This window comes from Hymenobacter terrenus (assembly GCF_000972495.1).
Taxonomy (GTDB): domain Bacteria; phylum Bacteroidota; class Bacteroidia; order Cytophagales; family Hymenobacteraceae; genus Hymenobacter; species Hymenobacter terrenus.
In genome coordinates this window covers 227,117-250,620 of sequence record NZ_LATM01000004.1, presented here as the reverse complement: position 1 = coordinate 250,620, position 23,504 = coordinate 227,117, and the positions used below count along the sequence as shown (strand labels likewise).

General features: G+C 58.9%; 20 protein-coding genes and 2 tRNA genes. 11 read left to right on the top strand and 11 right to left on the bottom strand.

Annotated elements, in window-relative coordinates; all coding sequences use genetic code 11:
• Positions 1 to 61: 61 nt before the first annotated feature.
• The gene (locus WX88_RS09215; protein WP_046244041.1) at positions 62 to 1,876 is read right to left on the bottom strand and encodes an ABC transporter ATP-binding protein; all 1,815 of its coding nucleotides are present in this window, start codon (positions 1,874 to 1,876) and stop codon (positions 62 to 64) included.
• A gap of 64 nt (positions 1,877 to 1,940) precedes the next feature.
• Positions 1,941 to 2,696, bottom strand: coding sequence for a tRNA pseudouridine(38-40) synthase TruA (gene truA, locus WX88_RS09210; protein WP_046244040.1), 756 nt, complete (start codon positions 2,694 to 2,696; stop codon positions 1,941 to 1,943).
• 433 nt (positions 2,697 to 3,129) lie between these two features.
• On the opposite strand from truA, the gene WX88_RS09205 reads away from it, so the two are divergent.
• Complete coding sequence (locus WX88_RS09205; protein ID WP_197076728.1) at positions 3,130 to 3,864, top strand: hypothetical protein; 735 nt, start codon at positions 3,130 to 3,132, stop codon at positions 3,862 to 3,864.
• Positions 3,865 to 4,039: 175 nt separating this feature from the next.
• On the opposite strand, the gene WX88_RS09200 is transcribed toward WX88_RS09205, so the two are convergent.
• Positions 4,040 to 5,242, bottom strand: a complete 1,203-nt coding sequence (locus tag WX88_RS09200) for a thiolase family protein (RefSeq protein ID WP_046244038.1) — start codon at positions 5,240 to 5,242, stop codon at positions 4,040 to 4,042.
• Positions 5,243 to 5,331: 89 nt separating this feature from the next.
• Between WX88_RS09200 and WX88_RS09195 the strand changes: the two genes are divergently transcribed.
• A complete protein-coding gene (locus tag WX88_RS09195; RefSeq protein WP_046244037.1) occupies positions 5,332 to 5,805 on the top strand; it encodes a DUF4293 domain-containing protein in 474 nt (157 codons plus the stop codon).
• 87 nt (positions 5,806 to 5,892) lie between these two features.
• On the opposite strand, the gene WX88_RS09190 is transcribed toward WX88_RS09195, so the two are convergent.
• The 5 genes from WX88_RS09190 to WX88_RS09170 all read right to left on the bottom strand — a co-directional run bounded on the left by WX88_RS09190 (position 5,893) and on the right by WX88_RS09170 (position 12,047).
• Positions 5,893 to 6,753: a DUF4476 domain-containing protein gene (locus tag WX88_RS09190; protein ID WP_046244036.1), complete on the bottom strand. Its 861-nt coding sequence runs from the start codon at positions 6,751 to 6,753 to the stop codon at positions 5,893 to 5,895.
• Between the two features lie 194 nt (positions 6,754 to 6,947).
• Entirely contained in the window at positions 6,948 to 8,873 is a 1,926-nt protein-coding gene (locus WX88_RS09185; protein WP_052732520.1) for an OmpA family protein, read from the bottom strand.
• Between the two features lie 93 nt (positions 8,874 to 8,966).
• On the bottom strand, positions 8,967 to 9,479 hold the full coding sequence (locus WX88_RS09180; RefSeq protein WP_046244034.1) for a hypothetical protein: 513 nt from the start codon (positions 9,477 to 9,479) through the stop codon (positions 8,967 to 8,969).
• A 184-nt stretch (positions 9,480 to 9,663) separates the two neighbouring features.
• Positions 9,664 to 10,515 carry a (Fe-S)-binding protein gene (locus WX88_RS09175; RefSeq protein WP_046244097.1) on the bottom strand — a complete coding sequence of 284 codons (852 nt, stop codon included), beginning with the start codon at positions 10,513 to 10,515 and terminating at the stop codon, positions 9,664 to 9,666.
• 125 nt (positions 10,516 to 10,640) lie between these two features.
• On the bottom strand, positions 10,641 to 12,047 hold the full coding sequence (locus WX88_RS09170) for a (Fe-S)-binding protein (RefSeq protein WP_046244033.1): 1,407 nt from the start codon (positions 12,045 to 12,047) through the stop codon (positions 10,641 to 10,643).
• A gap of 171 nt (positions 12,048 to 12,218) precedes the next feature.
• Between WX88_RS09170 and WX88_RS09165 the strand changes: the two genes are divergently transcribed.
• Together WX88_RS09165 and WX88_RS09160 are read left to right on the top strand one after the other, a co-directional pair.
• Positions 12,219 to 12,291 (top strand) — tRNA-Phe (locus WX88_RS09165).
• Positions 12,292 to 13,144: 853 nt separating this feature from the next.
• The gene (locus tag WX88_RS09160; protein WP_046244032.1) at positions 13,145 to 13,720 is read left to right on the top strand and encodes a fasciclin domain-containing protein; all 576 of its coding nucleotides are present in this window, start codon (positions 13,145 to 13,147) and stop codon (positions 13,718 to 13,720) included.
• A gap of 95 nt (positions 13,721 to 13,815) precedes the next feature.
• On the opposite strand, the gene WX88_RS09155 is transcribed toward WX88_RS09160, so the two are convergent.
• A complete protein-coding gene (locus WX88_RS09155) occupies positions 13,816 to 14,955 on the bottom strand; it encodes a J domain-containing protein (protein ID WP_197076727.1) in 1,140 nt (379 codons plus the stop codon).
• Between the two features lie 147 nt (positions 14,956 to 15,102).
• Here WX88_RS09155 and WX88_RS09150 point away from each other — a divergent pair, with 147 nt between their 5' ends.
• Genes WX88_RS09150 through WX88_RS09140 form a run of 3 tightly spaced genes read left to right on the top strand, consistent with a single transcriptional unit; the run spans position 15,103 to position 17,134 of the window.
• A complete protein-coding gene (locus WX88_RS09150) occupies positions 15,103 to 15,480 on the top strand; it encodes a phage holin family protein (protein ID WP_046244030.1) in 378 nt (125 codons plus the stop codon).
• A gap of 6 nt (positions 15,481 to 15,486) precedes the next feature.
• The gene (locus tag WX88_RS27410) at positions 15,487 to 16,377 is read left to right on the top strand and encodes a hypothetical protein (RefSeq protein ID WP_052732519.1); all 891 of its coding nucleotides are present in this window, start codon (positions 15,487 to 15,489) and stop codon (positions 16,375 to 16,377) included.
• Entirely contained in the window at positions 16,349 to 17,134 is a 786-nt protein-coding gene (locus WX88_RS09140; protein ID WP_046244029.1) for a geranylgeranylglyceryl/heptaprenylglyceryl phosphate synthase, read from the top strand. The genes WX88_RS27410 and WX88_RS09140 overlap by 29 nt, the downstream gene beginning before the upstream one ends.
• A 409-nt stretch (positions 17,135 to 17,543) precedes the next feature.
• Here WX88_RS09140 and WX88_RS09135 read toward each other — a convergent pair.
• Positions 17,544 to 17,616, bottom strand: a tRNA-Thr gene (locus WX88_RS09135).
• Between the two features lie 138 nt (positions 17,617 to 17,754).
• Between WX88_RS09135 and WX88_RS09130 the strand changes: the two genes are divergently transcribed.
• From WX88_RS09130 to WX88_RS09115, 4 genes are all read left to right on the top strand, one after another.
• A complete protein-coding gene (locus WX88_RS09130; protein WP_046244028.1) occupies positions 17,755 to 18,189 on the top strand; it encodes a hypothetical protein in 435 nt (144 codons plus the stop codon).
• 131 nt (positions 18,190 to 18,320) lie between these two features.
• Entirely contained in the window at positions 18,321 to 18,581 is a 261-nt protein-coding gene (locus WX88_RS30765) for a hypothetical protein (RefSeq protein WP_046244027.1), read from the top strand.
• A 158-nt stretch (positions 18,582 to 18,739) separates the two neighbouring features.
• On the top strand, positions 18,740 to 21,325 hold the full coding sequence (locus tag WX88_RS09120) for a YfhO family protein (RefSeq protein ID WP_046244095.1): 2,586 nt from the start codon (positions 18,740 to 18,742) through the stop codon (positions 21,323 to 21,325).
• 16 nt (positions 21,326 to 21,341) lie between these two features.
• On the top strand, positions 21,342 to 22,265 hold the full coding sequence (locus WX88_RS09115; RefSeq protein WP_052732518.1) for a 1-aminocyclopropane-1-carboxylate deaminase/D-cysteine desulfhydrase: 924 nt from the start codon (positions 21,342 to 21,344) through the stop codon (positions 22,263 to 22,265).
• 5 nt (positions 22,266 to 22,270) lie between these two features.
• Here WX88_RS09115 and WX88_RS09110 read toward each other — a convergent pair whose 3' ends face one another.
• Complete coding sequence (locus WX88_RS09110; RefSeq protein ID WP_046244026.1) at positions 22,271 to 23,452, bottom strand: glycosyltransferase family 39 protein; 1,182 nt, start codon at positions 23,450 to 23,452, stop codon at positions 22,271 to 22,273.
• Positions 23,453 to 23,504 lie beyond the last annotated feature (52 nt).

Genomic DNA, 23,504 nt, shown 5'->3' with positions numbered 1-23,504 from the left:
CTGCGCTTGATGAGAAATCAGGTGGTATAAGCTTGCGGGGCGGGCGTTGCCAGCTAATTCTTCATTCGTCATTCTTTGTTTTCAGTTCCTCATTGAGCGCCGCGCTATCTGCTACCACGTATTGCATGCGGTAGAGCTGGGCGTAGTAGCCGTTTTCGAGGCGCAGCAGCTCCTCATGGGTGCCGGTTTCCTTGATTTCGCCTTTGTCGAGCACGATGATTTTATCGGCTTTCTGAATGGTGCTCAGGCGGTGGGCGATGACGAGGGAGGTGCGGCCCTGCATCAGCTTTTCGATGGCCGATTGAATCAGTTCCTCGGTCTCGGAATCGACGGACGAGGTGGCTTCGTCGAGCACGATGACGCGGGGCTGGTACACCATGGCGCGCACGAAGCTGATGAGCTGGCGCTGGCCGACCGACAGTGTGGCGCCGCGCTCCATCACGGGGTAGTCGAGGGAGCCGGGGAGGCGCTCGATGAAGCGGCGAGCACCCACGAGGTCGGCCGCTTCCCAAATTTGGGCGTCGGTGATGGTTTTGTTGCCGAGCGTGATGTTGTCGCGGATGCTGCCAGCGAAGAGGAAGACATCCTGGAGCACGACGCCGATTTGCCGGCGCAGCAGGCTGAGGTCGTAGTCGCGCAGGTCGCGGCCATCGATGCAGATGCTGCCTTCCTGGATGTCGTAGAAGCGGCTCAGCAGGTTGATGATGCTGGTTTTGCCCGCGCCGGTGGCGCCCACGAAGGCAATGGTCTGGCCGGGCTGCACGTGGAAGCTAATATCCTTGAGCACCCACTCGGGCTCATTATAGGCAAATTTGACGTGCTTGAACTCGACGTCGCCCTTGATTTCGGCCGGCGCGTAGGTGCCGGTGGTGGCCACGAGGTCCTTGTTGTCGAGCAGCTTCAGCAGGCGCTCGGTGCTCACCAGGCCCAGCTGGAGGGTGTTGAACCGGTCGGCAATCTGGCGGATGGGACGGAAAAACAGCGCGTTGTACATAATGAAGGCAATGAGCGCGCCCTTGGAGATGGAGCCCTCAATCTGGCCCTGCGCGGCGTACCACACCAGCAGGCCCACGCCGATGGCGCCCAGCACTTCGGCCACCGGAAAGTAAATGCTGTAGTAGAGCACGGAGCGAATATTGGCCTCGGTGTGCTCCTTGTTGATGGCCTCGAACTTGCGGAACTCGCGCTCCTCGTTGTTGAAAATCTGAACCACGTTCATGCCCGTCAGGTGTTCCTGCACGAAGGAGTTGAGCTTGGCCACGGCCGTGCGCACGTCCTGAAACGACGTCTTTATTTTCTCCTTGAACACGTACGTCGAGAAGAGCAGCGGCGGAATCACGGAGAGGCTCACCAACGTTAGCCGCCAGTCGATGTAAAACATGAAGCCCATGATGAAAAGCAACTGCAAAATGTCGCCCGCCATGGCCGCCAGGCCTTCGCTGAACACGTCGGACAGCGTTTCCACATCCGAAATGTTGCGCGTGACCAGCACCCCGATGGGCGTGCGGTCGAAGAAGCTCAACTTAAGCTTGAGCAGGTGCTGGTAAAGGTCGGTGCGGATGTCGCGCACGATGTACTGGCCCAGCCAGCCGCCGTAGTACGTCTGCAAATAACTAACTCCGGTGTGGGCCACCAGCATCACCAGCAGCAGCAGAAACATGGTGTTGAGGCCCTTCATGTCCCCTTGCTCGATGCTGACATCGACCATCCGCTGAATGAGAAACGGCCGGATAGTGCCCAGCACGGCTGTGGCTACGGTGAGCGCAATCAGGCCGATGAAGATGCGCCGGTAGGGGCGCACGTAGGTCAGCAGGCGGCGCAGCACGGCCCAGTCGAATACCTGGCCGGTTTTAGTAGCGGAAGTAGTAGGGTCCATAAGTGGGAGCAAAGGTCGGGAGGAAACAGTGTTAGGGTCCGAAAAGTGTTGCGGACCCTACTTGCTACGCCGCTGGCACGATGCCCGGCCCGTATTCTACTTTGCTCAGAAACAGCCCCCGCGCCGGGGCCGCGCCGCCGGCATCGACCCGCCGCTGGGCCCACAGCAGCTCCTGAAATTCGCGCGGCGTCATCTTGCCCCGGCCCACGTCCAGCAGCGTGCCCACCACCAGTCGCACCATGCCCCGCACGAAGCGGTTAGCCCGAATGCGGAACACCACGCCGCCCGGCGCGGCATGCCAGCCGGCTTCGTAGCAGTAGCACACGTAGTGGTTTTCGCCCCCCTTCACTTTGGAAAACGAGGTGAAATCGAACTGCCCGATCAGGCAGGCCGCCGCCGCGTTCATGGCGGCCACATCCAGCGGCCGGTCCACGTACAGGGCGTGGTCGCGCCGAAACGGGTCGGGCTGGACGACCACAAAATACTCGTAGGTGCGCTCTTCGGCCGAAAAGCGGGCGTGGGCATCAGCGGCCACCGGGTGCAGGCGCAGCGCGCCGATGTCGGTCGGCAGTGCCCGGCGCAGGCGGTAGAGCAGCAGGTCCAGGGTCAGGCTTTCGGGCAGGTCGGCCTCGAAATGGGCCACCTGGTGGCTGGCGTGCACCCCGGTATCGGTGCGCCCGCTGCCCAGGCTGTGAGTGGGCTGGCGCAGCACCTGGCTCAGGCAGCGGTCCACTTCGGCCTGCACGGTGAGGGTATTGGGCTGCACCTGCCAGCCGTGGTAGCGCGTGCCGTCGTAGGCGAGGTGAAGAAAATAACGCATGGGTCAACAAAAGTACAGGCCCCCGCACGATGTAGAGACGCGACCCTTCGCGTCTCCGCGTTGAACGATAACCGTCAGGCGACGAGCACTGGCATCGGGTGGCGACCACCGAACAGCGCGGACGCCGAGACGCGAAGGGGCGCGTCTCTACAGCCCGTCGGAGCCTTGTCGCCGCTGCCGACACGTCCCCGACGTCTCGTAGCCTACCCGGCGACAACGGCGACAGCCCGATTACGGGGCGCAGGGGACGTGTCGGCAGCGCCGCCGGGCACCTTACGCCCCGTAGGCACCCCCACGGCGGTGCTTATGGGCACCCTACGGGCCGTAGGCGGACCTGCGCCCCGGCAGCAGCGAAACTTCTCGGAGAGCAGCAGCTTGAATACTAATAAATAATTGTATCCTTGTGCTGCGTCAGCCCCACAAGGCCAGCCTCATGTTCTTTTTTACTGACGCGCCTTCTGCCATGCTCGACCCCACGCCGTTTTTCAACTCCGACTATTTCGCCACCCGGGACGTGACCTTGCCGCGCCTGCAAAAATTCACGCTCAGCGTCATCCAGCGCCTCACCCTCGATAACCCCGGCGGCGTGTTTGCCGCGCTCATCACCGACCTCACCACCTACTACACGGCCCTGTTTGGCGCCGTGAGCGACGCCGATGCCGGCATCAGCCAGCGCCGCACCAGTGCCCAACAAATGTGGGGCGCCCTGGCCGACTTACAGCACCAGCTCGAAGAAGACGAGGACCTCATCGCCTACAAGAGCAAAAAGAACCCCGCCATCGGCTTGGCCTTCTTCCCCAACGGCCGCCAGGAGTACGGCCGCGCGACCCTGCTCACCGCCGACCTGCTCTTCGAGCGCGCCCAAACGGCCGCCGCCACCCACGCTGCCACCCTCGGCCCCGAGTTCGACCCCGCCCTCTACGCTGGGTTCTACACCGCCTTCAAGGCCGGCCGCGACGGCACCGGCGTCGGCGACGAGCAAACCGCCAAGGCCCGCGCCGAAGCCCAACTGCACCGCCAGAACCTCACCGCCCGCCTCACCGACGCCGTGAAGCTGGTGGCCGCCCAATTCCCGCGCGACGAGGGCCGCTGCACCTCCTACTTCCGCCTGGACCTGCTGCAAGCCCCCACTCCCGCAGCCGAGAAAGACAGTACAGCGGCAGCATAAAAAAACTCCCCTCCTTACCAAGGAGGGGATGTTTCAGCGCCAGCTGAAACGGGGGTGGTTGTGGGCGTCCGCATCGGTAGAACAACTCGTTCCGCCAGCGTGCAACGCCCACAACCACCCCCGTTTTCGCTGCGCGAAAACTCCCCTCCTTGGTAAGGAGGGGAGTTTTTCGTGCTTACAGCTTCTCGTAAATCACGGCGGCTCCCTGGCCTACGCCCACGCACATCACGGCCAGGCCGTAGCGCATGTTTTCGCGGCGGTGCATCTCGTGCAGCAGCGTGGCCGTGATGCGCGCCCCCGAGCTGCCCAGCGGGTGGCCCATGGCAATGGAGCCGCCGTTCACGTTCACCTTGGCCGGGTCCAGGCCCAGCTCGCGGATGCAGACGATGCTCTGGGCCGCAAAGGCCTCGTTCAACTCAATCAGGTCGATGTCGGCCAGGGTCAGGCCCGCCCGTTGCAGCACCTTGTGCGTGACCGGAATGGGCCCGAGCCCCATCACCGACGGGTCGACGCCAATCACGGCCGACGCCACTACCCGGGCCAGGGGCTTGAGGTTGTAGCGCGTCAGGGCCTGCTCGCTCACCAGCAGCGCCGCCGCTGCCCCGTCGTTGATGCCCGCCGAGTTACCGGCCGTCACGGTGCCGCCTTCGGGCTGGAAGGCGGGCTTGAGGGTGGCCAGCTTTTCGAGCGACGAGAAGCGGGGCTGCTCGTCGGCATCAAACAGCGCCGTGTCGCCCTTGGGCTGCGGAATGAACACGGGCACGATTTCCTTGCGGAACCGGCCCTTTTCCAGGGCGCGGGCGTACCGGCGCTGGCTCTCAAAGGCGTAGGCATCCTGCTCCTGGCGGCTCACGTTGAATTGCCGGGCCACGTTCTCGGCTGTTTGGCCCATGGCAAACGGGTAGTGCAGCTTGCTCAGCCGCGGGTTGGTGAAGCGCCAGCCCAGGGTCGTATCGTGAGCCGTCAGCTCGCGCCCGAAGGCCGATTCCGACTTGGCCATCACAAAAGGGGCGCGGGTCATGCTCTCAGCACCCCCGGCCAAGTACACATCACCCTCGCCGCATTTGATGGCCCGAGCCGCATCCATGATGCTTTGCAAGCCCGAAGCGCAGAGGCGGTTCACCGTGTTGCCGGGCACCGTGATGGGCAGGCCGGCCAGCAGCGCGGCCATGCGGGCCACGTTGCGGTTATCTTCCCCGGCTTGGTTGGCAGCGCCAATAATGACGTCCTCCACGGCACTTTTATCAACGGAAGGATTGCGGCGCAGCAGTTCACGAAGTACGTGGGCGGCCAAATCGTCGGGGCGGACGCTGCTCAGAGCGCCGGCAAATTTTCCAATCGGGGTACGCACCGCGTCCACGACATAAGCAGTTGGCATTCGTAGGTATCAATAGCGGCGCAAGCGCCGGATGGGACTAAATTTGTGGCCCCGGCACAAGCCCGGACACTATCTACACTACAACAAAGATGATACAAAGAATCCAAAGCGTGTTTCTACTGTTGCTGGCTTTGGCCATGCTCAGCGTGTTAGCCTTGCCGCTGTGGCATAAAATCGACGGCCTCACCAACCAGGAGCTTACCCTCACCGCCTTCGGCTTCGAGGCCAAAGGCCTGCAGCTGCCGGCCAACATGGGCCCCATCTGGGTTATCGGCCTGCTGGCCCTCACCTCGGCCGCCGTGGCCATCTACGAGATTTTTCAGTTCCGCAACCGCCTCAAGCAGCTCCTGTTGGGCTCCGTCAACCTGCTGCTCATCACTGCTACCCTGGGTGCCGCGTTCTACTTTTCCACCAAGGGCGAGCAGCTGCTTAACCTCAAGCTGGAAGGCAAGGCCCAAGCCGGCTTCTACCTGCCTACCCTGGGCCTGCTGCTCAACCTGCTGGCCAACCGCTTTATCCGCCGCGACGAACAGCTGGTGCGCAGCGCCGACCGCCTGCGCTAGCCCGAAGCAGCAAGCACAAATCCTCTATAACCAAAAGGGCCGCTGTCATCACGACAGCGGCCCTTTTACATTCCCAGAATACACTGGTTACCGCTGCGGCGCGGCGCTCACGGCCTGCTGTACCTCCTGCTTGCTGGCCTCGTAGTTGAAGGCCTGGTACACCCGGTTAAAATTCTGTGGGTCCGTCACGTGCGGGTAGGCAAACTTGGCCAGCTCCACCCGCGAAGCTTCAAATTCGAGCGCCAGCAAAAGGCGCTTCAGGTCTTCGGTCTGGATGGCTCCTGCCCCCAGGGCTTCCTTCGCCGTGCTCAGCTTGTTGGCTTCGAAGCGCTGCCGCCGCACAGCCTGCACCAAGCTATTCACCTCCTGCGGCGGCAAAGTCCGGTAGCTGCTCACGGCCGAGCCGGGGTAGTAACCGCTGCCATCATCGTCGCCTTCATCATAGTCGGACCCGTTGTCGTAGCCGTTTGGGAGTGCATTGCCGTTGGCCGGGCTGCCGTAGTCTGGGCCGCCCTGGTCGTAGGGAGCGGGGCTATTGTAGTAATTCCCACCGCCGTTGTAGCGCCTGTTGCCGTAGCTGCGGCAGCCGTAGGGGCGGCACAGGGCTACGGCATCTACCTGGCGCAGGGCGAGCGGATAGCCGGGCCGGGCAATCAGCACAAACGACGTTTCGAGGCCCGGCTCCAGCCACACGCGACTGCGGAAGCGCACGGCCCCACCGTACGGGCCGGGCAGGGTGAAATCGGCCCAGTGCACGCCTGGTACCAACTGGTCTACGTGTACTTGCCGGGCCGCGCCCCGCGTTAGCGGCCGGCCATCGAGCGCCAGCCTAAAAGGCACACCGCGCTCCGACGAAAAGTTAACATTAGCTGGCGCCGGCGGATAAGCCAGCGCGGGAGCCACGGCCGATAACAACCCAGCAATGGCAAGAAGTAGAGCCTTTTTCATGGCACTTAGAAATGAGCACTGCCCGGTCAGTCCGGGCGGTATTCCCCTATTTCCAAAAGCTATGCCATGTTTGAAACCACCAACTACTCCACGCTGTCCACGCTCATTTCCTGACTCGGCCGACCAGAGACAGGGCACAAAAAAGTCCCCGCAACCAAAGCTACGGGGACTTTTGCTGAAGCAGGAGCTTCCAGTTAATTGGCTACCCTCGTCACCTTAAACTCGGTGCGGCGGTTGCGCTGGTATTCTGCTTCGGTCTTCGGTTTGGTCACCACGGGACGGGTTTCGCCGTAGCCCTTGGCCGTAATGCGAGCCTTATCAATGCCCTTGCTCACGATGTAGTCAACGGCGGCCTGCGCGCGCTGCTGCGACAGCTTCAGGTTGTAGGCGTCCTTGCCGCGCTGGTCGGTGTGCGAGCTCAATTCAATCGAGATTTTGGGGTTGTCCACCAACGTCTGCACCAGCGTGTCGAGGTGGGTAGCGGCATCCGGCCGGATGTTATACTTGTTGTAGTCGTAGAGGATGTCCTTCACCTCAATGGCTTTGGCCAGGATGATTTTATTCAGCGTCAGGGTTACCGGAATCTGAATGTCATTCGTCAGGTTGGGCAGCTGGTCCTGCGCAGGCTTGCGGCCCACGGTGCTCAGCGAGGCCCGGGCGGCAAAGTCGCCGGTCCGCTCGGCCCGCACCACGTAGTTGGCAGCGGCCGAGTCCAGCTTTATATTAAACTTACCATCCGGGCCGCTGGTAGCGGTCAGCTGCTGGCCAGTGGGGCCAACAATGGAAACCTGCGCGCCAGCCACGGGCGTGGTAGTACCCGCTTTGTCGTCATGCTCCAATACCGTACCGTCGGCATAAAAAGTCACCAGTTTCAGCGGCTTCTTCTTGAACATGTATACATCATCCGAGCCCTTGCCACCGGCGCGGTTCGAGCTGAATAAGCCCGCGTCCTTGCCCATTGGTACGGGAGCGAAGTCGTCGCCGGTGCTATTCACATCCGCGCCGAGGTTCACGGCCTTTCCGCCCTGCACCACAAACAGGTCCAGCTTGCCTAGGCCGGGCCGTCCATCGGAAGCGAAGTACAGCGTGCCATCCGGAGCCACCCCGGGGAAGTTCTCGTTGCCGGGCGTGTTGATGGTTTCGCCCAGGTTTTCGGCCGGTGAGAAGCGGCCATTGGCGCCGAGCGAGGCCTTGTAGAGGTCGTTGCCGCCCTGCCCGCCCTTGCGGCTCGAAGCGAAGTACAGCGTGGTGCCATCAGGCGCGAATACGGGCGAGAAATCATCGGCCGTACGGTCGTTGATGTTGGCCAGTACCGGCTCACTCCACGCTCCGGCTTTGTTATAGGAAATCCAGAGGTCGACACTCAGGTAGCCTTTTTTGCTGCCGTCGTTCGAGCGGGCAAACACCATTGTTTTGCCATCCGGTGTGTAAGTAGCGCTGGCCTCGTGCTTGTTCTCGGAGTTAAAAGGGCCTTCGAGCTTGCGAGCCGTCCCGCCACTCATTGCCTCAGCATTATCAAACTTGATGGCATAGAGATGGTTAAAGTTCTCCCCGTTGCCGAGGTACTTTTTGCCCTCGCGGCCGGAGGTGAAAACGAAGTCCCCGGTGCTGGCCACCAGCGTGCCACCAAAGTCTGAGGCCGGCGAGTTCAAGGCATCCACCGGCATTACGTCGTACTTGTTCTTGATAGCGGCGATTTCCTTGCTGGCCGTCGCGTTTTTAGCTTCGGCTTCGGCGCGGGCAGCCAGTGTGCGGTTGCCGCCGCTGGTAGCATAAGTCGTAAACTGCGCTGCCGCCTCGTCGTACTTCCCGTTGGCCCGCAACGCCTCCGCATAGCGGTAACCTGCATCGGCGTTTTTCACCCCACCATCTAAAGCGGCTTTGTAGAATGGCTCTGCCAGCTCTATCCGGTTGGAAAGACGGTAAGCCTCCCCGAGTCGGAAATTCGAGATAGCGGCATTTTTGCCTTTTGCAATGTCTGCCTGGTACAAGGGAATAGCCAACTCATACTGGCCGCGGGCAAATTGTTTGTCACCTTTGCTCATACTGCCCGTGCTGGCACAGCCGTTCAGCATCGCGGTAGAGCCCGCCGCGGCGCAGATGAATAATAGTTTCCTCATAGGTGTGGTGGTGGGAGGGGTGGAAAGGGGAATTGGGAAAAATTCCCAATTAGGCAATTTTGGGTTAGCAATAATACTACGTTTAGGTAGGATTCACGCAAGGGGCCCATTTTTTTCTTCCTGTCCAAAGTAACGGGCCAACCAAGTTTGACCAGCATAGCGCGGCCATTTGGTATCCAGTTCGCTCTTAGTGGCTAAGGTATTGTCAAAATAAAAAGTATCCGAACTTATCGTGCCGGCCGCCACAGCCGCCTTCACCTCGCCCCGTTTTAGTAGCTGTACTGCGCCATCACGCAAGAAGGCTAACTGGGATTTTTCCAGCAGCTCCACGCCCAATTGCTGCTCTAGCTGTGCCACGAACCGCACCGAGGCATCGATGGAGCAGCCACTGGCTCCGGCAATGCCCTCATCAAGCCCAATGACCAGAAAATGCTGGTGCAGGAATTGCGCCGAAGCGCACAGGTTCCTGCCGTGGCTGGTCCACTCCTCGGCAAAGTGGGCAAGGCCAGGCAGGGCGGACATTATTTCCGGGCCCGTAAGGAGGCGGTTGGCCTGATAAATCCACACCCGGGATTCGGGCGGGAGCTGGTCAAAAGCAACGTACATGAATCACCGATTTTTGAATTAGGGCACGGGTTGGTCAAATTTCTGTAAACGACTTTGCTTACTTACAGTCTAACGGAAGCCAGCAAAAGTTTATTTCCCTCAGCTTGTAATGGTAGCTTTCGGGAAAGCAAAATTCGTTTGTAGATCCGACCAATCCGCGCCCAAGCCCAAAAATCGGTGATTGTTAGGCATTGATGCCTTCAGCTGAAGCCACCAACTCTGCCAAATCAAATACCTGAACGCGGTTTTCTTGTTCCTTATTTTTCACGCCGTCGCTCATCATCGTCATGCAGAATGGGCAGCTAACGGCGATAATGCTACCCTGTAAGTCGTGTTGGCCCGGCGCGCTGGTTTCCGTCTCAACCCCACCTAGGTTGGCCAAGGCTTCGGCCGCGCCGCTCAGGGTAGCCAAGGCTTCCTCGGTGCGCTCAATGTTGATGTCCTTTTTGCCAGGCTCGGGCTCTTTCCACATCTGGGCGCCGCCCGCGCCGCAGCAGAGGCCATTAGCGCGGCTACGCTTCATCTCCACCAAGTCAGCGTCGAGGGCGGCCAGCACGTCGCGTGGTGCTTCATAGATGTTGTTGGCGCGGCCCAGGTAGCAGGAATCGTGGAAAGTGATACGGCGGCCTTTAAAACTCTCACCACCGGTTACGCCAACCTTGCCTTCGTTGATGAGCTGCTGTAGGTAGGTGCTATGGTGAATAACTTCATAATCACCCCCCAGCGCGGGATATTCGTTCTTAATTGTATTAAAGCAATGCGGGCAGGCGGTCACGATTTTCTTGATGCCGTAGCCGTTCATTGTCGTGATGTTCTGCATGGCCTGCATTTGAAATAAGAATTCGTTGCCCGCCCGCTTGGCGGGGTCGCCGGTACACGACTCTTCGAGGCCCAACACGGCATATTTGACGCTTACGTGGTCAAGAATGCGTACGAAGGCACGGGTCACTCGCTTGTAACGGTCATCAAAAGCACCAGCACAGCCTACCCAAAACAGGATTTCGGGCGACTCGTTGCGGGCCGCCAGGTCGGCCATTACGGGAACGTTGATTTGGCGCTTGGTTATTTCGGGAGTCATTAGTCTAGACAATTTTAGCGCGAGGTTTCGCGACGAGAAAGAAAAGTTGCGCCAAGGCGAGTTGGCCCCCGCGAAACGTGTTTTTAACGCGGCGAAACTTCGCGCGAAACGTTATCGGCCGATTTCTCGGCGGCGAACAAGTCATCGGCCCAGTTGAAACGGTCCGACGGCGAGAAGGCCCACGGCGCCCCATTATTCTCAATATTCGAGAACATAACATTGAGCGAATTGGGCGCCGCCGACTCTTCCAGCACCAGGAAACGGCGCATTTCAATAATGCTTTCCAGCGGGTTAATGTTCACCGGACAGCTCTCAACGCAGGCGTTGCAGGTGGTGCAGGCCCAGAGTTCTTCGGGGGTCACTTTGCCGCGTAGCAGCGTGGCATTGGCTAAGTCGGTGATGGGCTCGTGCTTGGCTTCTTCACCGTACACGTTGGGTCGGAAAATCAGGGGTGAGTTGTACTTCTCCTCCATCCGGTCGCGTGTGTCCATGATAATTTTGCGCGGCGAGAGCAGCTTGCCCGTCAGGTTGGCCGGGCATACCGACGTGCAGCGGCCACACTCCGTGCAGGAATAGGCATTCAGCAGGTTGGTCCAGGGCAGGTCTTCCACGTCCTTGGCACCGAAGGGCGTGGGCGCTAGCGCCGAGCCATCGGGCGCGGTAGGGGCGGGCGGCACCACAAAGCTGGGGTCCATCATGGCCTTCACCTCGTTGGTGATGCTCTCCACGTTGCTGAACTGGCCCTGCGGCACGAGGCGCGAGTACCATACGTTCGGAAACGAAATGATAATATGGAAGTGCTTGGAACTAGGTAGGTAGTTTAGAAACAGGAAGATGCCCGTAATGTGCGCCCACCATCCCACGCGCTCCAGTAGGTGCAGCACGCTTTCATTAGCTGGAAATAAGCCGGTGAGCAAGCCGCTGATGGGAAACGTGCCGGGCAGGTCCTGGCCCCTCAGTTGGTGCAGCTTCAGGTCGGCGGCGTTCATCGTAAACAGGGCCGCCATCAGCACTACTTCGATGTAAAGGATGATGTTAGCGTCCAGCTTGGGCCAGGCCCGAAGTTCGACACCAGTGAAACGCCGGACGGGCTTCGTCCGGTTGCGGCGCCACCAGAATGCAGCTACGGCGATGATGACTAACGCCCCCAATATTTCATTGGTCGCCATGAGCACATCATACACTGGGCCGAGGAAACTCAGGAAGCGATGGGTCCCGAAGAGGCCATCAACCACGATTTCCAGCACCTCAATATTAATTACCAGGAAGCCGACGTACACCACCAAATGCAGCAGGGCGGGGGTGAGGCGCTTGAACATCTTCTGCTGCCCAAAAGCTACAAGCAGTGTTTTTTTGAATCGTTCGGCGGCATGGCCGCTCATGTCTCGCTCGCGTCCAACGAGGATGTTAGCCCGAATCTTTCGGACTTGCCACGCGAAAAACCCAAAGGCTGCCACTAGCAGCAGAAAAAAGATGATGTGCTCCAACATACGGGTAAAGGTAAGGAAGTGGGAACGTTTGGAGCCGCAATATACTCGGCATGCCGAATACTTTGGTGTGGAAAGACAGACTACAAACACTTTTTTTACTCTACATCTTGCGTCATAGTTTTAGTTTCGTACCTTTGCGGTCCCCAAAGCACGTTTCAGCAGCGGGGAAACGGCAACATAGCTCAGTTGGTAGAGCACAGCACTGAAAATGCTGGTGTCGTTGGTTCGATTCCAACTGTTGCCACAAAAAAGGCCTCTGGCGTTACGCTGGAGGCCTTTTTGCTTTGACGGATAACGGTTCAGGGGGGCAATTCTTAGCATTGGCAGGCCTGTACAAGGTTTTATGAGGTCAGGACACGCTCCTGCCGAAGCACGCCAGCTTTATGTAATCCACGATAATGGATGCTTCTGTAGCGTATCCCTCTCTCAGTGTTAAACTTCTTAGTAGTTAATCCGCGCTTTCAAGACAGGCTCCTGCTATTGAATTGTGCCGTATTCAGCGATGTGGTCCTGGATTGCTGAGAACCGACATATCAGCTTAGTTATGATACAAAAAAGGCCGTCGCACGAATGCGACGGCCTTGAAGTGGCGGCTCTGGTTTAGAGGCGTCTACCCCACCTGTTCAACCAGAGCGCCGCCGCACGAGAGGTCCTTCCTTTCCACATTTCCAACCCGTGCAGGGATAATAGGTCAAAGGTAAAGAGCGGGTAAAAGGAATGGTGGGGGCTTCGTCAAACCGTGGCATTTTCTCGACCAAAGCTCCTAACGGCACGACTAAGGTTACTAATCATTCAGATAGGTACTGAATAGTTGGTTGAAGTCCTCTTATTATTTAACTCAGGTTGCGGAATGCGAGGAGTATAAAAAGGTTTGTCCAGCAGGGTACCAATAGGTTTGAAGCTCGGCCTTCTCAACTTGGACACTGATAGGAGTCTAAAACGGGCAAGAAAGGTAATAGTGGCTAGTCGTATGCGTAAGCAGTTAGCTGCTTAGTGTTGGGATAATGTGATAAAAATTACAGTCGAGGCAATCCGGTAGCTCAAGCCGGCGCGTAGGTGGGGCATAATTCACAATAACCAATCATTTATTTACTAGAATGAAAAAGGCTTTCTTTTCCCTCGCCCTCGCCACCATCCTGAGCGCTGCTGCTACTACCACTGTTTCGGCTCAGGCCACGATGACCCCCGGCACTGTGATGGTGGGCGGTGAGGCCATGTACCCGACCAAGAATATCGTGGCCAACGCCGTGAATTCGAAAGACCACACCACACTGGTAACGGCTGTGAAAGCAGCAGGTTTAGTTGAAACCCTGCAGGGCAAAGGTCCTTTCACAGTATTTGCTCCCACCAATACTGCTTTCAATGCGCTGCCCGCTGGCACGGTAGAAACATTGGTGAAGCCTGAAAGCAAGGCTACTCTCACCAAAATTCTGACTTACCACGTGGTAGCCGGCAATATGACGGCTGATAAAATTAAATCTGCCATCAAATCCGGCAAAGGCTCGGCGACCCTCAAAACCGTAAGCGGTGGCACCCTGACTGCGATGATGAACGGCCCGGAAAACATCGTGCTGAAAGACGAGAAAAGCGGCATTTCAACCATCTCGACCTACGACGTCATCCAGAGCAATGGCGTGATTCACGTAATCGACAGTGTATTGATGCCCAAGTAGGCTTTTCGAGCTACTGATAACAACCACGACAACCGCCGTTGGCCTAGTGCCAGCGGCGGTTGTTGCGTTTATAGCATGTGGCTTTATGGTCCAGCTTACCGGCAGGCTGCTTCTGCGGTGCGGGCGTATTCGTAGCCCAGCAGCAAGGCACGGCGGTAGAATTCGCAGGCGGCGGTGGAGTCACCGGTGTGGATGGCTAGTCGGCCAAGTAAGAAATGGGTGCGGCCGTCTTTGGGCCGGGCCTGAATTACCTGGAAGTACTCGGTCCGCGCCGCATCGTAGCGTCCGAGAGAAGTGAGTGCTACCCCGCGTACCTGCACGTAATGCCAAGGCGTGGGGGCTCTGGCCCGGCGGCGTTGGGCGAGACCATTGCTAAGGTCGGCTAGGGCCAACTCGGGCTGCTGCAGATCGAGGAGGCGGTTTTCGCCGCGTGCCAGGTAGGCGGCACTGAGGGTACTGTCGAGCAATAGGGCGCGGGTATAGCTGAGTTCGGCAGCGGCGGGATGGTCCAACTCGGCTTCGCAGCGGCCGAGCCGGTATAGCATGTCCGCAGCTACACGGCGGGGCTGGGGCTGCAGGAGGGCTGCCTGAAAATCGGCCCGTGCGGCGCGGGGGTTATGGTTGAATAGTTGCTCTAACTCGCCCCGACGGCGCAGGGCGGGCGCGTAGTCGGGTCGGAAGTGCAACGTTTCCTCCAGGTAGCTATAGGCCGAGGACCACTGGCCGCGGGCATAAGCGCGGAGGCCATCCTCGTAATTGTTATTGGCCGTCACGCGGTCCATGGTCACTTTCACGGCTAGCGTAAATAGCGCGATTCCGAGGACAAGAGCTAGGGTGAGGGTCCAGTCGCGGCGGTTGAACCGTACGCGCTGCTGCGGGATGCGCTGGTAGTGTCGCTCGGTGCTACCGGCAGGTGGGCGGGTGCGCAGCGGGGCGGGCGGTGGCATGGGCACACCGTACACGTGCTGCGTGGCCGGACGATGTTGCTGCTGGCGCTGGGCCTCCTCGGCGCGGCGGGCTGCCTGCGCCAGCTGGAAATCGTAGGCGGCGCGGCGGCCAGGTTCGCTGAGCACCCGGTAGGCCACGGCAACGGCTTTGAACTCGTCTTCATAGCGCACGTCGCCGCCGTGCTTGTCGGGATGGTAGCGAACCACCAACCGGCGGTAGGCACGTTTAATATCGGCAGCCGGGGCATTGACGGCTACTCCAAGGACTTGATAATGATTCTGACTCACGCTACGCGGCAAACACAAAGGGCCGCACAAAAGTCAGCCGCGCGCTGAAATTTTCCGTAGAACCGACGCAGTCCATTACCCGGCGTAGCCGGTATCGTGACGCTTTTGCTGGTCAATTTCTTTTTCTGTTTCTCAATTTCGCGCCGTATGGTTCTCGACGACGACACTTCCAAAACACCCCGCAACGACAGCTTGATTGGCAATCTGACGGGCTACCTCGACACCCGTATCGACTTGGTCCGGCTGGAAGTCCAGCAAAAAGCCACGACAATTGTTGTCAGTACCATTCATGGCGTTGCTTTGGCCATCCTCGGCCTGCTAGTTCTCATTTTTTTCAGCGTATTTGCGGGGCTAGCCCTGAACGTGGCGCTAGACAGTGCATTCTTGGGTTTTGGCATCGTGGCGGGCTTCTACCTGTTGTTGCTGATTCTGGTGCTGGTGGGCGTCGACAAAGCCGCTTTTCAGGGGCTCGCCAACAAAATGCTCAAGGATACTATTTATAAATCTGACAAACGCCAAGCTTAGTCTGCCATGAGTGATTTGCACAATCCCCTCTTCGAGGAAGAAAAAGAGTTTCTCGAACGCAAGAAGCTGGAGTACGAGCGCGCCCTCCGCGGCGACGTAAACCACATCAAGGAACAGTCGATAAAGGTAGGCAAGGTAGCGCTGGTAGGTGCCGGTCTGGTGAGTGGCATCTGGCTTATCACCAAAGCGTTTGGTAGCAAGAAGCGCAAGCGTAACCATTACGTGAAAAACGAAGACGATTACGGTACGAACTGGGACTTGGACCGCGACGAAGACGACTTGGATAATGAGTTTGGCGACGACTACTACACGGCTGGCAACGGCCAACGCTATAAGAGCACCAAGTCCTACCGGTCAGCAGCCGATTCGACACAGGCGTTTATAGCCGATGATGAGCACGATTATGAAGACAATGATTTGGGCTTTAGGTCCACCGCGCCAGGGCTGCGAACAGAGTCGGCCCTGAACTTGGAGCAGTATGCGGCGGATGGTGAACAAAGCTTACCGCACGAGCCTTCGCCCTACGATACCGAAGATTTTGAGGACGACCCATTCCAGGATCTGCCCTACGATGATAGCCGGCGCCTACCCACCTCGCACGCGTTTGATGGGCAGGACACGTTGGATGGCGAACCCCAAAATTCCCGCTCGCGCATGCTGGGTTCGGTACTGCAGGCATTCCTGACATCGGATACCGGGAAGGTGCTGGTGGGGCAAGCCGCCGCGGTAGCCTTGGCTTTAGTGACGAAAAAACTGAGTGAGTTTTTCCCAGCGGACAAAAATTCCGACCTTGCGGCTTCCCCGGAGTACGCACCCGCCGAAACCGGGTTTGCTCCCGTCGCCTCGCTTGCTTCTCCCGATTCCCCGGATGCGTCCAACCACTCCCAGTCTTTATGATGCCCTACGGACCCGTCAGCAGCGCGGCCGCAAGGCGCTGGCCGTATTGCTCGACCCCGATAACCTAGACGAAACCAGCCTGTTGCACCTGCTTCGCCTGAGCCAGGAGCATCCGGTAGACTACTTTTTTGTGGGGGGCAGCTTGGTACTGAGTTCGCACCAGGCTGCCCTCATTGCGTTGATTAAGGAGCATTCTGACGTGCCAGTGCTGCTGTTTCCGAGCCACAGCATGCACCTCGAAGGACCCGCCGATGGTTTGCTGTTGCTCTCACTCATCTCGGGTCGTAACCCCGACTTTCTGATTGGTCAGCACGTTGTGGCCGCGCCGCAACTCAAAGCCAGCGGGCTTGAGCTGTTATCCACCGGCTACATGTTAGTTGACTCGGGCCGGCCCACTACCGCCTCGTATATGAGCGGCACCCTACCATTGCCTCATAATAAGCCGGGTATCGCGGCTTGTACTGCGCTGGCTGGCGAGCAGTTAGGTCTGAAGCTAATGTATCTGGATGGCGGCAGCGGCGCTCAGAACCCCGTATCGGCAGCTATGATAGCGGCCGTGCGCGAGGCTGTGGCCACGCCTATCGTGGTGGGCGGCGGCCTTAATTCGGGCGAGAAAGTATACGCTGCGCTGGCCGCGGGCGCCGATGTAGTGGTGGTCGGCAATCATATCGAAGCGGAGCCGGCTTTTCTGGCTGAAGTGGTAGAAGTAGTGGCCTCCTTCAACCAAATAGCTCACGCACGGGAATTAGCCCCATAGCCAGCTTTTTCTTAAGATTGCTATGAGGGTGCCATGTGCTACCACAGCGCCCAGGCCAAGCCAGCCGCCGCTAGAAAGGCCATCAGCACATATAAACCACCCGGTCCTGGCGCAGTTCTGTGTTGTCGCATGGTATAGCCTGTAAAGTGAGCTTTCTGCAAACGAAACCTCACCAGCTAAATTATGACTGTCAAATTATCAAGAAATTGTATTTATAATATTTGCCTGCTCACGACGAGTTAAGCCGTGTTTCACTATGCAGAAACTACACTAGATTTCCGTTGATGCACAGGCCATGTCATCAGGTCAATGCATTTTAATAAAGCAGAAAGCAAGAGTCTTGAATGCAAACAGCCCGAAAAAACCTTCTCATGATGGAAGCGTTTCTTCGGGCTGTTTGTATTGAGGGAGCCGATTATTGGACTCGAACCAACGACCTGCTCATTACGAATGAGCTGCTCTACCAACTGAGCTAAATCGGCTTGATGCCCGGCCAATGGTTTTGGAAGGGATTACAAAGATAGGCATGGTGCCGGAAGCCGCGCAACCGCTACCGCGTAAATATTTAAGTAACCCGGTCAGCGAGTCCGCGTTTCAATTCCAAATCAATTCATGCTCCTATGAAACTCCTGACTTCCTTGGCTGCCGGCCTGACCGGTGCCGTAGCTCTGACCCTGCTACACGAAACCGCCCGCCGGCTGCGCCCTGGAGATGCACCTCGTATGGACGTCCTCGGCATGCGAGGGCTGCGCAAAATATTGCAGAAAGCCGATGCGCCCCAACCAGCGGACGACACGCTGTTTAACGTGATGATGGCTGGCGATATACTAAGCAATGGTCTGTATTACAGCTTGGTGGGTAATAGTCGCCGTGCGTTGCAACGCGGCTTGTTGCTGGGTTTGGTGGCCGGGGCGGGCGGCGTGTTGCTGCCGGGCCCTTTGGGTCTGGGCGAAGTACCAAGCAACCGCACGCCCCAAACCCAGGCTATGACCATAGCTTGGTATACGGTTGGCGGGCTGGTGGCTGGCGTAGTAGCGCGGGCTCTCCGGCAATAAGTATTGGCGCTGCTTGAGCAGGAAGGGATGAGCGAGCCTGCCGGCACCAAACCGGCGCTAAAGTATGTTGCCTGGCTGACCGTCAGCAGGCACTGATTGTACCTTGCGGCGGCATTTACGTTTCAGAATCTATGAGTTTTTGGCTCACTTTCATTCTCATCTTTCTCGCGTTGCGCTATGTGCTGCCTATTGTGCTGCGGCTGGTGCTGACCAGCTTCATGCGCAAGCAAATGCGCAACAGCGGCTTTGTAGTGCCGCCACAATCTCGGCCTAGCCCATCGCCGGCCCCCGGCGAAGTGCGGGTTGACTACGTACCGCCCGTCGCCGCCGAACCGGAGAGGCCGCGAGGCTTCAAAGGTGGGGAGTACGTTGATTTTGAGGAGGTAAAATAGTCTGGGTACAGGGATTCCTTGTCAGCGGTAAAGCTTGAGGGGAGCACTGGAGGCAGTCAATTTGGCGGCGGCGAGCGGAATGGTTCGGGACCGAGTAGGCCTTCGCGTGGTTCTACTGTACCTTCGGGCACGTTTTTGTGTTCCCTAAAATTGCCCTGATGGCTGCTGTTGCTTTTTCTGTTTCGTCTGCGCCCTGGTGGCAGCGGGCTTTGCCGCACGTGCTGGCGGTGCTGTTTTTTGTGGTGCTGGCCTGCGTCTATTTTTCGCCCATCGTATTTGAGGGCAAGAGCTTAGCGCAGCACGATATTACCCAGTTTCAGGGCGGTGCCCACGAAGCACAGGAGTATGCGAAGGCTATGGGCCGGGAAGCGCTGTGGACCAACTCCATGTTTTCGGGTATGCCCACCTACCTCATCAGCCTGCACTTTCCGGGCGACTGGTCGGGCTACTTGCAAAGAGCCATGGCATTAGGGCTGCCTGCTGTGGTCTCCAATCTGTTTCTGGCGTTGCTGTGCGGCTACATTCTGTTGGTGGCGCTGGGCGTGCGGCCGCTGGTGGCCGTGGCGGGCGCCGTGGCGCTGGGCTTTTCGAGCTACAACCTCGCCATTCTGGCCGCTGGCCACAACACCAAGAGCATTGCTCTGGCTTATGCGCCACTGGTGCTGGGTGGTCTGCTAGCCACGTACCGCCGCAATAAGTGGCTAGGCGCAGCCCTATTCGCCATTGGCCTGACACTGAACGTGCGCGCCAACCATCTGCAAATTACGTATTACCTGCTGCTGCTGGTAGCCATTTTTGGTGTCATCGAGCTGGTGGCAGCGACGCGGGCGGGCCGCTTGCCGGAGTTCCTGAAGCGTACGGCGCTGCTGGGCCTGGGAGCTGCGCTGGCAGTAGGCGTGAGCTTCGGTCGCCTCTATACTACACTGGAATACAGCAAGTACAGCAACCGCGGCCGCTCCGAACTGAAATCGCCAGCGCCTACCGCTCCCGGCCAGACCCCCGCCGCTGCGCCCGACGACGCTAGTAAGGGTGTCGACCGCGACTACGCTTTTCAGTACAGCTACGGCATAGGCGAAACCATTACATTGCTGATTCCGAACTTCTACGGCGGCGCCAGCTCCATGCCGCTCGGCACCGATTCTAACCTGGCCAAAGCCGGCCTGCCCACCGAATACCTCGCCTCGATGCCGACCTACTGGGGCCAACAGAGCTACACGGCTGGTCCGGTATACATGGGCGCGGTGGTAGTTTTTCTGTTTATTCTGGGTTTGTTTGTGGTCGATAAGCGGACGCGCTACTGGCTACTGGCGGGTACGGTATTGTCGATTCTGCTGGCCTGGGGCAAGAATTTCGAGACCTTCAATTACCTGATTTTCGACTTGCTGCCGGGCTATAATAAGTTTCGAGCGGTAAGCATGGCGCTGGTTATCGCACAGCTAGCCATGCCCATTCTGGGAGCGCTGGCCCTGAGCCGGGTGCTGCGGCCCCGGGCGGCCCCGCAGCCCGCCGTAGCGGCCGACCCACAGCTTCACCCGGCGCTGGCTAAAGCAGCCAAAGCCGCGGCCGGTTCGAGTGGTTCGACGGGGCCAGTCTCGGCCGATACTACGACGCTGCTGCATAAGGTGCTCTATGCCGGGGCCATTGCCACGGGCTTATGCTTAGTGGCATGGCTGGCGAGCTTCAGCTTCGACTTCGCTGCCCCAATTGACGGGGAACTGACCAAGCAGGGCTTTACGCCGCAGCTGCTTGGTGCCCTGCGCGCCGACCGGGCCGACCTGCTGCGCAACGACGTGTGGCGCGGGCTGCTGTTCATTGGGGCGGCGCTGGGGGTGCTGTACTTCCACCTCAAGGGTCGTTTGCAGGTTGTGCCAGCAGCCATCATCATGGTGGGGCTGGTACTGGTCGATTTGTGGGGCGTAGACAAGCGCTACCTCGGCACGGACAAATTCCAGAGCACTACCATCGCCGCGACTTTCCAGCCCTCGCCGGCCGACCAACAGATTTTGCAAGACAAGGACTTGAGCTACCGGGTACTCAACGTACAAAATCCATTCAATGAAGCTCAGACTTCCTACTTTCATAAGAGCATCGGCGGCTACCATGGGGCCAAGCTACGCCGCTATCAGGACCTGATTGAGCGCCAAATTTCGAACAACAACCAGCAGGTACTCAATATGCTGAATATGCGCTACCTCATCACCGGCGACCCCAAGCAGCCCGTGCAGCGCAACCCTGGGGCCCTCGGCAACGCCTGGTTTGTGAGCCAGGTGAGAACCGTGAAAAGCCCTGACGAGGAAATGGCGGCCCTCAACACCTTGAACCCCGCTACCGAGGCCGTAGTGGATGTGAGCAAGTTTCCGCAGCAAAAAGCTGCTACCTACAATACCGCCGGCTCCACCATTGCCCTGACCAACTACAGCCCCGACGAGCTGAAATACCGCTACAGCGCAGCGCAAGACGGCTTGGTGGTGTTCTCCGAAGTTTATTACGCTGACGGGTGGCAGGCTTTCATCGACGGCAAGCCGACACCACACATTCGGGCCAACTACGTGCTGCGGGCTATGCAAGTGCCGGCCGGTGCCCACACCATCGAATTCAAGTTCGAGCCCAAGGCTTACGTGGTGGGCAACGGCGTTTCGCTGGCTTCCAGCGTAGCCTTGCTGCTGGTGATGGTGGGCGCGGGCGTGTACGCAGCGCGCCGCAAAGAGTCGTCGGAGGACGAAGCCGTTGTGCCTGTTGCTTAATATTAGCAAGGATGGGGTGAGTAACTTTTTGCAGGAGCTAAAAGAACCCATAGCGCAGGCGCAAGGTGTGCGCCTGCTGCTGTGGCGCGACGACCTGCTGCACCCCGACCTGCCCGGCAACAAGGCCCGCAAGCTCAAGTATAATCTGACAACGGCCCGGCAGCAGGGCCACCACACGCTACTCTCATTTGGTGGGGCTTACTCTAATCACATTGCTGCCGTGGCCGCTGCCGGCCGGTTGTTCGGATTCAAAACCATCGGTCTGATTCGGGGTGATGAGCCCACTGCTGGGTCTGGGGCTTCGCAATTGAATCCTACGCTCAGGCAGGCCAAGGACAATGGCATGATTCTGCACTCCCTCGACCGTAGTACTTACCGTCGGCGTACCGAGCCTGGGTTTATCGCGGAGCAGCTGGCACACTTTGGGCCGGCTTACCTGCTACCCGAGGGCGGCACCAACACCTTGGCCTTACAAGGCTGTGCTGAGCTTGTGGCTGAAATTCAGCAGCAAACAGCGTTCGATGCGGTGGCTGTAGCAGCTGGTACGGGCGGCACTTTGGCGGGGCTTTTGGTGGGATTAGGAGGGCAGCAGCAAGCCATCGGGGTGGTCGCGCTGAAAAATGGCGGGTTCCTGCGCGCCGAAATCGACGCGCTAACGCAAGCGGCAGTGGGCCAAGTATTCGCCAACTACGCCTTGCAAACCGATTACCACTTTGGCGGGTACGCAAAGTATTCGGCGGAATTACTGGTGTTTATTCGGCAGTTTCGAGAGCAGCACGGGATACTGCTTGACCCGATTTATACCGGCAAGCTGCTTTTTGGGGTGCTTGATTTGATTGGGAAAGGGTACTTTCGGCGGGGCAGTACCGTGGTGGCGGTCCATACTGGGGGCTTGCAGGCGTGGGCCGGCTGGCAGCAGCGGTTCGGAACGGAGGCATAGAGCGGCTAAGCGGCGGCCAGCGGTGTCGTTTTGGACTGATGACCGACGCGTGTCATTATTTCCAGCGAGGCCAGTACAAACACCACTGGCAGTACCGGCGCCAGAAACCGTACGTCCCAGTCGTCAACGGTGAGCATGATGATGGCCGTTTGAAGCAGGAAAATACCCCCCAGAAATACCCGCGCTGGCCGCCAAATAGCCGCCCGGCGGGCAGCTAGCCCCGCGAGTACGTAGCCGGGCCAGAGCACGAGCACGCCCATCACGCGGTGCGCCAGCGAATAGTGAGGCTTGAGGTAGCTGAGGAAGACGAATAGCTTGCCCAGCATCAGGCGGATTAGGTAGCCAGGGTTGTGGGCGGCAAAGTAGAGCACCCGGGCCGCTGGCCCGGTGCCGGGCGGTGGCATGGTCAGGGGCTTTGACTGATGCACGGCCCAAAGCTGGTAGCGGAAAATCAGCTCGCCCCGCTGATAGGTGTCCATCAGGTAATAGGTGGCGAGTTGATGATTGAGCGCCCGCCACAGCAGCGGCGAGAGTAGCCCCAGCCCCAGCAGGACCACCTGCCACGGCCGGCGGTTGGGGCGCCGCCGTAGCGCATCGAGCCCCGCCAGGCTTGCTGCTAGCCCTACCATGAAGCCGTTGGGCCGGGCCAGGGCCGTGAGAACCAAGACAATCGCCAGCACGGCCCAATCCATCGGTCGCTCGCTCCGCACTCGGGTGAATGCGCCGAACGACAGAGCTACCAGACTGATAAATAATGACTCGGTCAGAAGAAATACGTTAAATTGTTGGATGTCAGGCCAGGCGATGAACAGAAACGTGGCCAGGGCAGCCGCACCGCGGCTGCCGTCGGCCAGGCGCCGGGTGCCCCGGTAAATGGCCCGCGTCGCCAGGGCTGAAATAGCCAGCTGCCCGGCTATTATTCCCCACCACCCGAGGCCCAGCCAGAGCCAAAGGCTCTGAAACAGCGGGTAGAGCACGTAACGCAGGTTGTGGCCCGGCGCGAAGTAGCCACTCGCGGCAATATCGGCGGCGTATTGCAGATAGCGGGCGCTGTCGTTGGCAAAGTGCGGCCCATGAAACCGCCGTAGAAAGACCAGCTGCACCAGCACCCACAGCCCCGCCAGCAGGACTGGGTAGTGCTGCCAAAAACGCTGGCTGAGCGAACGAAATAAAGACAGCTGCTGCATAAGCTGCAAAGCTAGTCCCGCCCCCGGCCCAACGCCGAGGTAAAGCACCCGT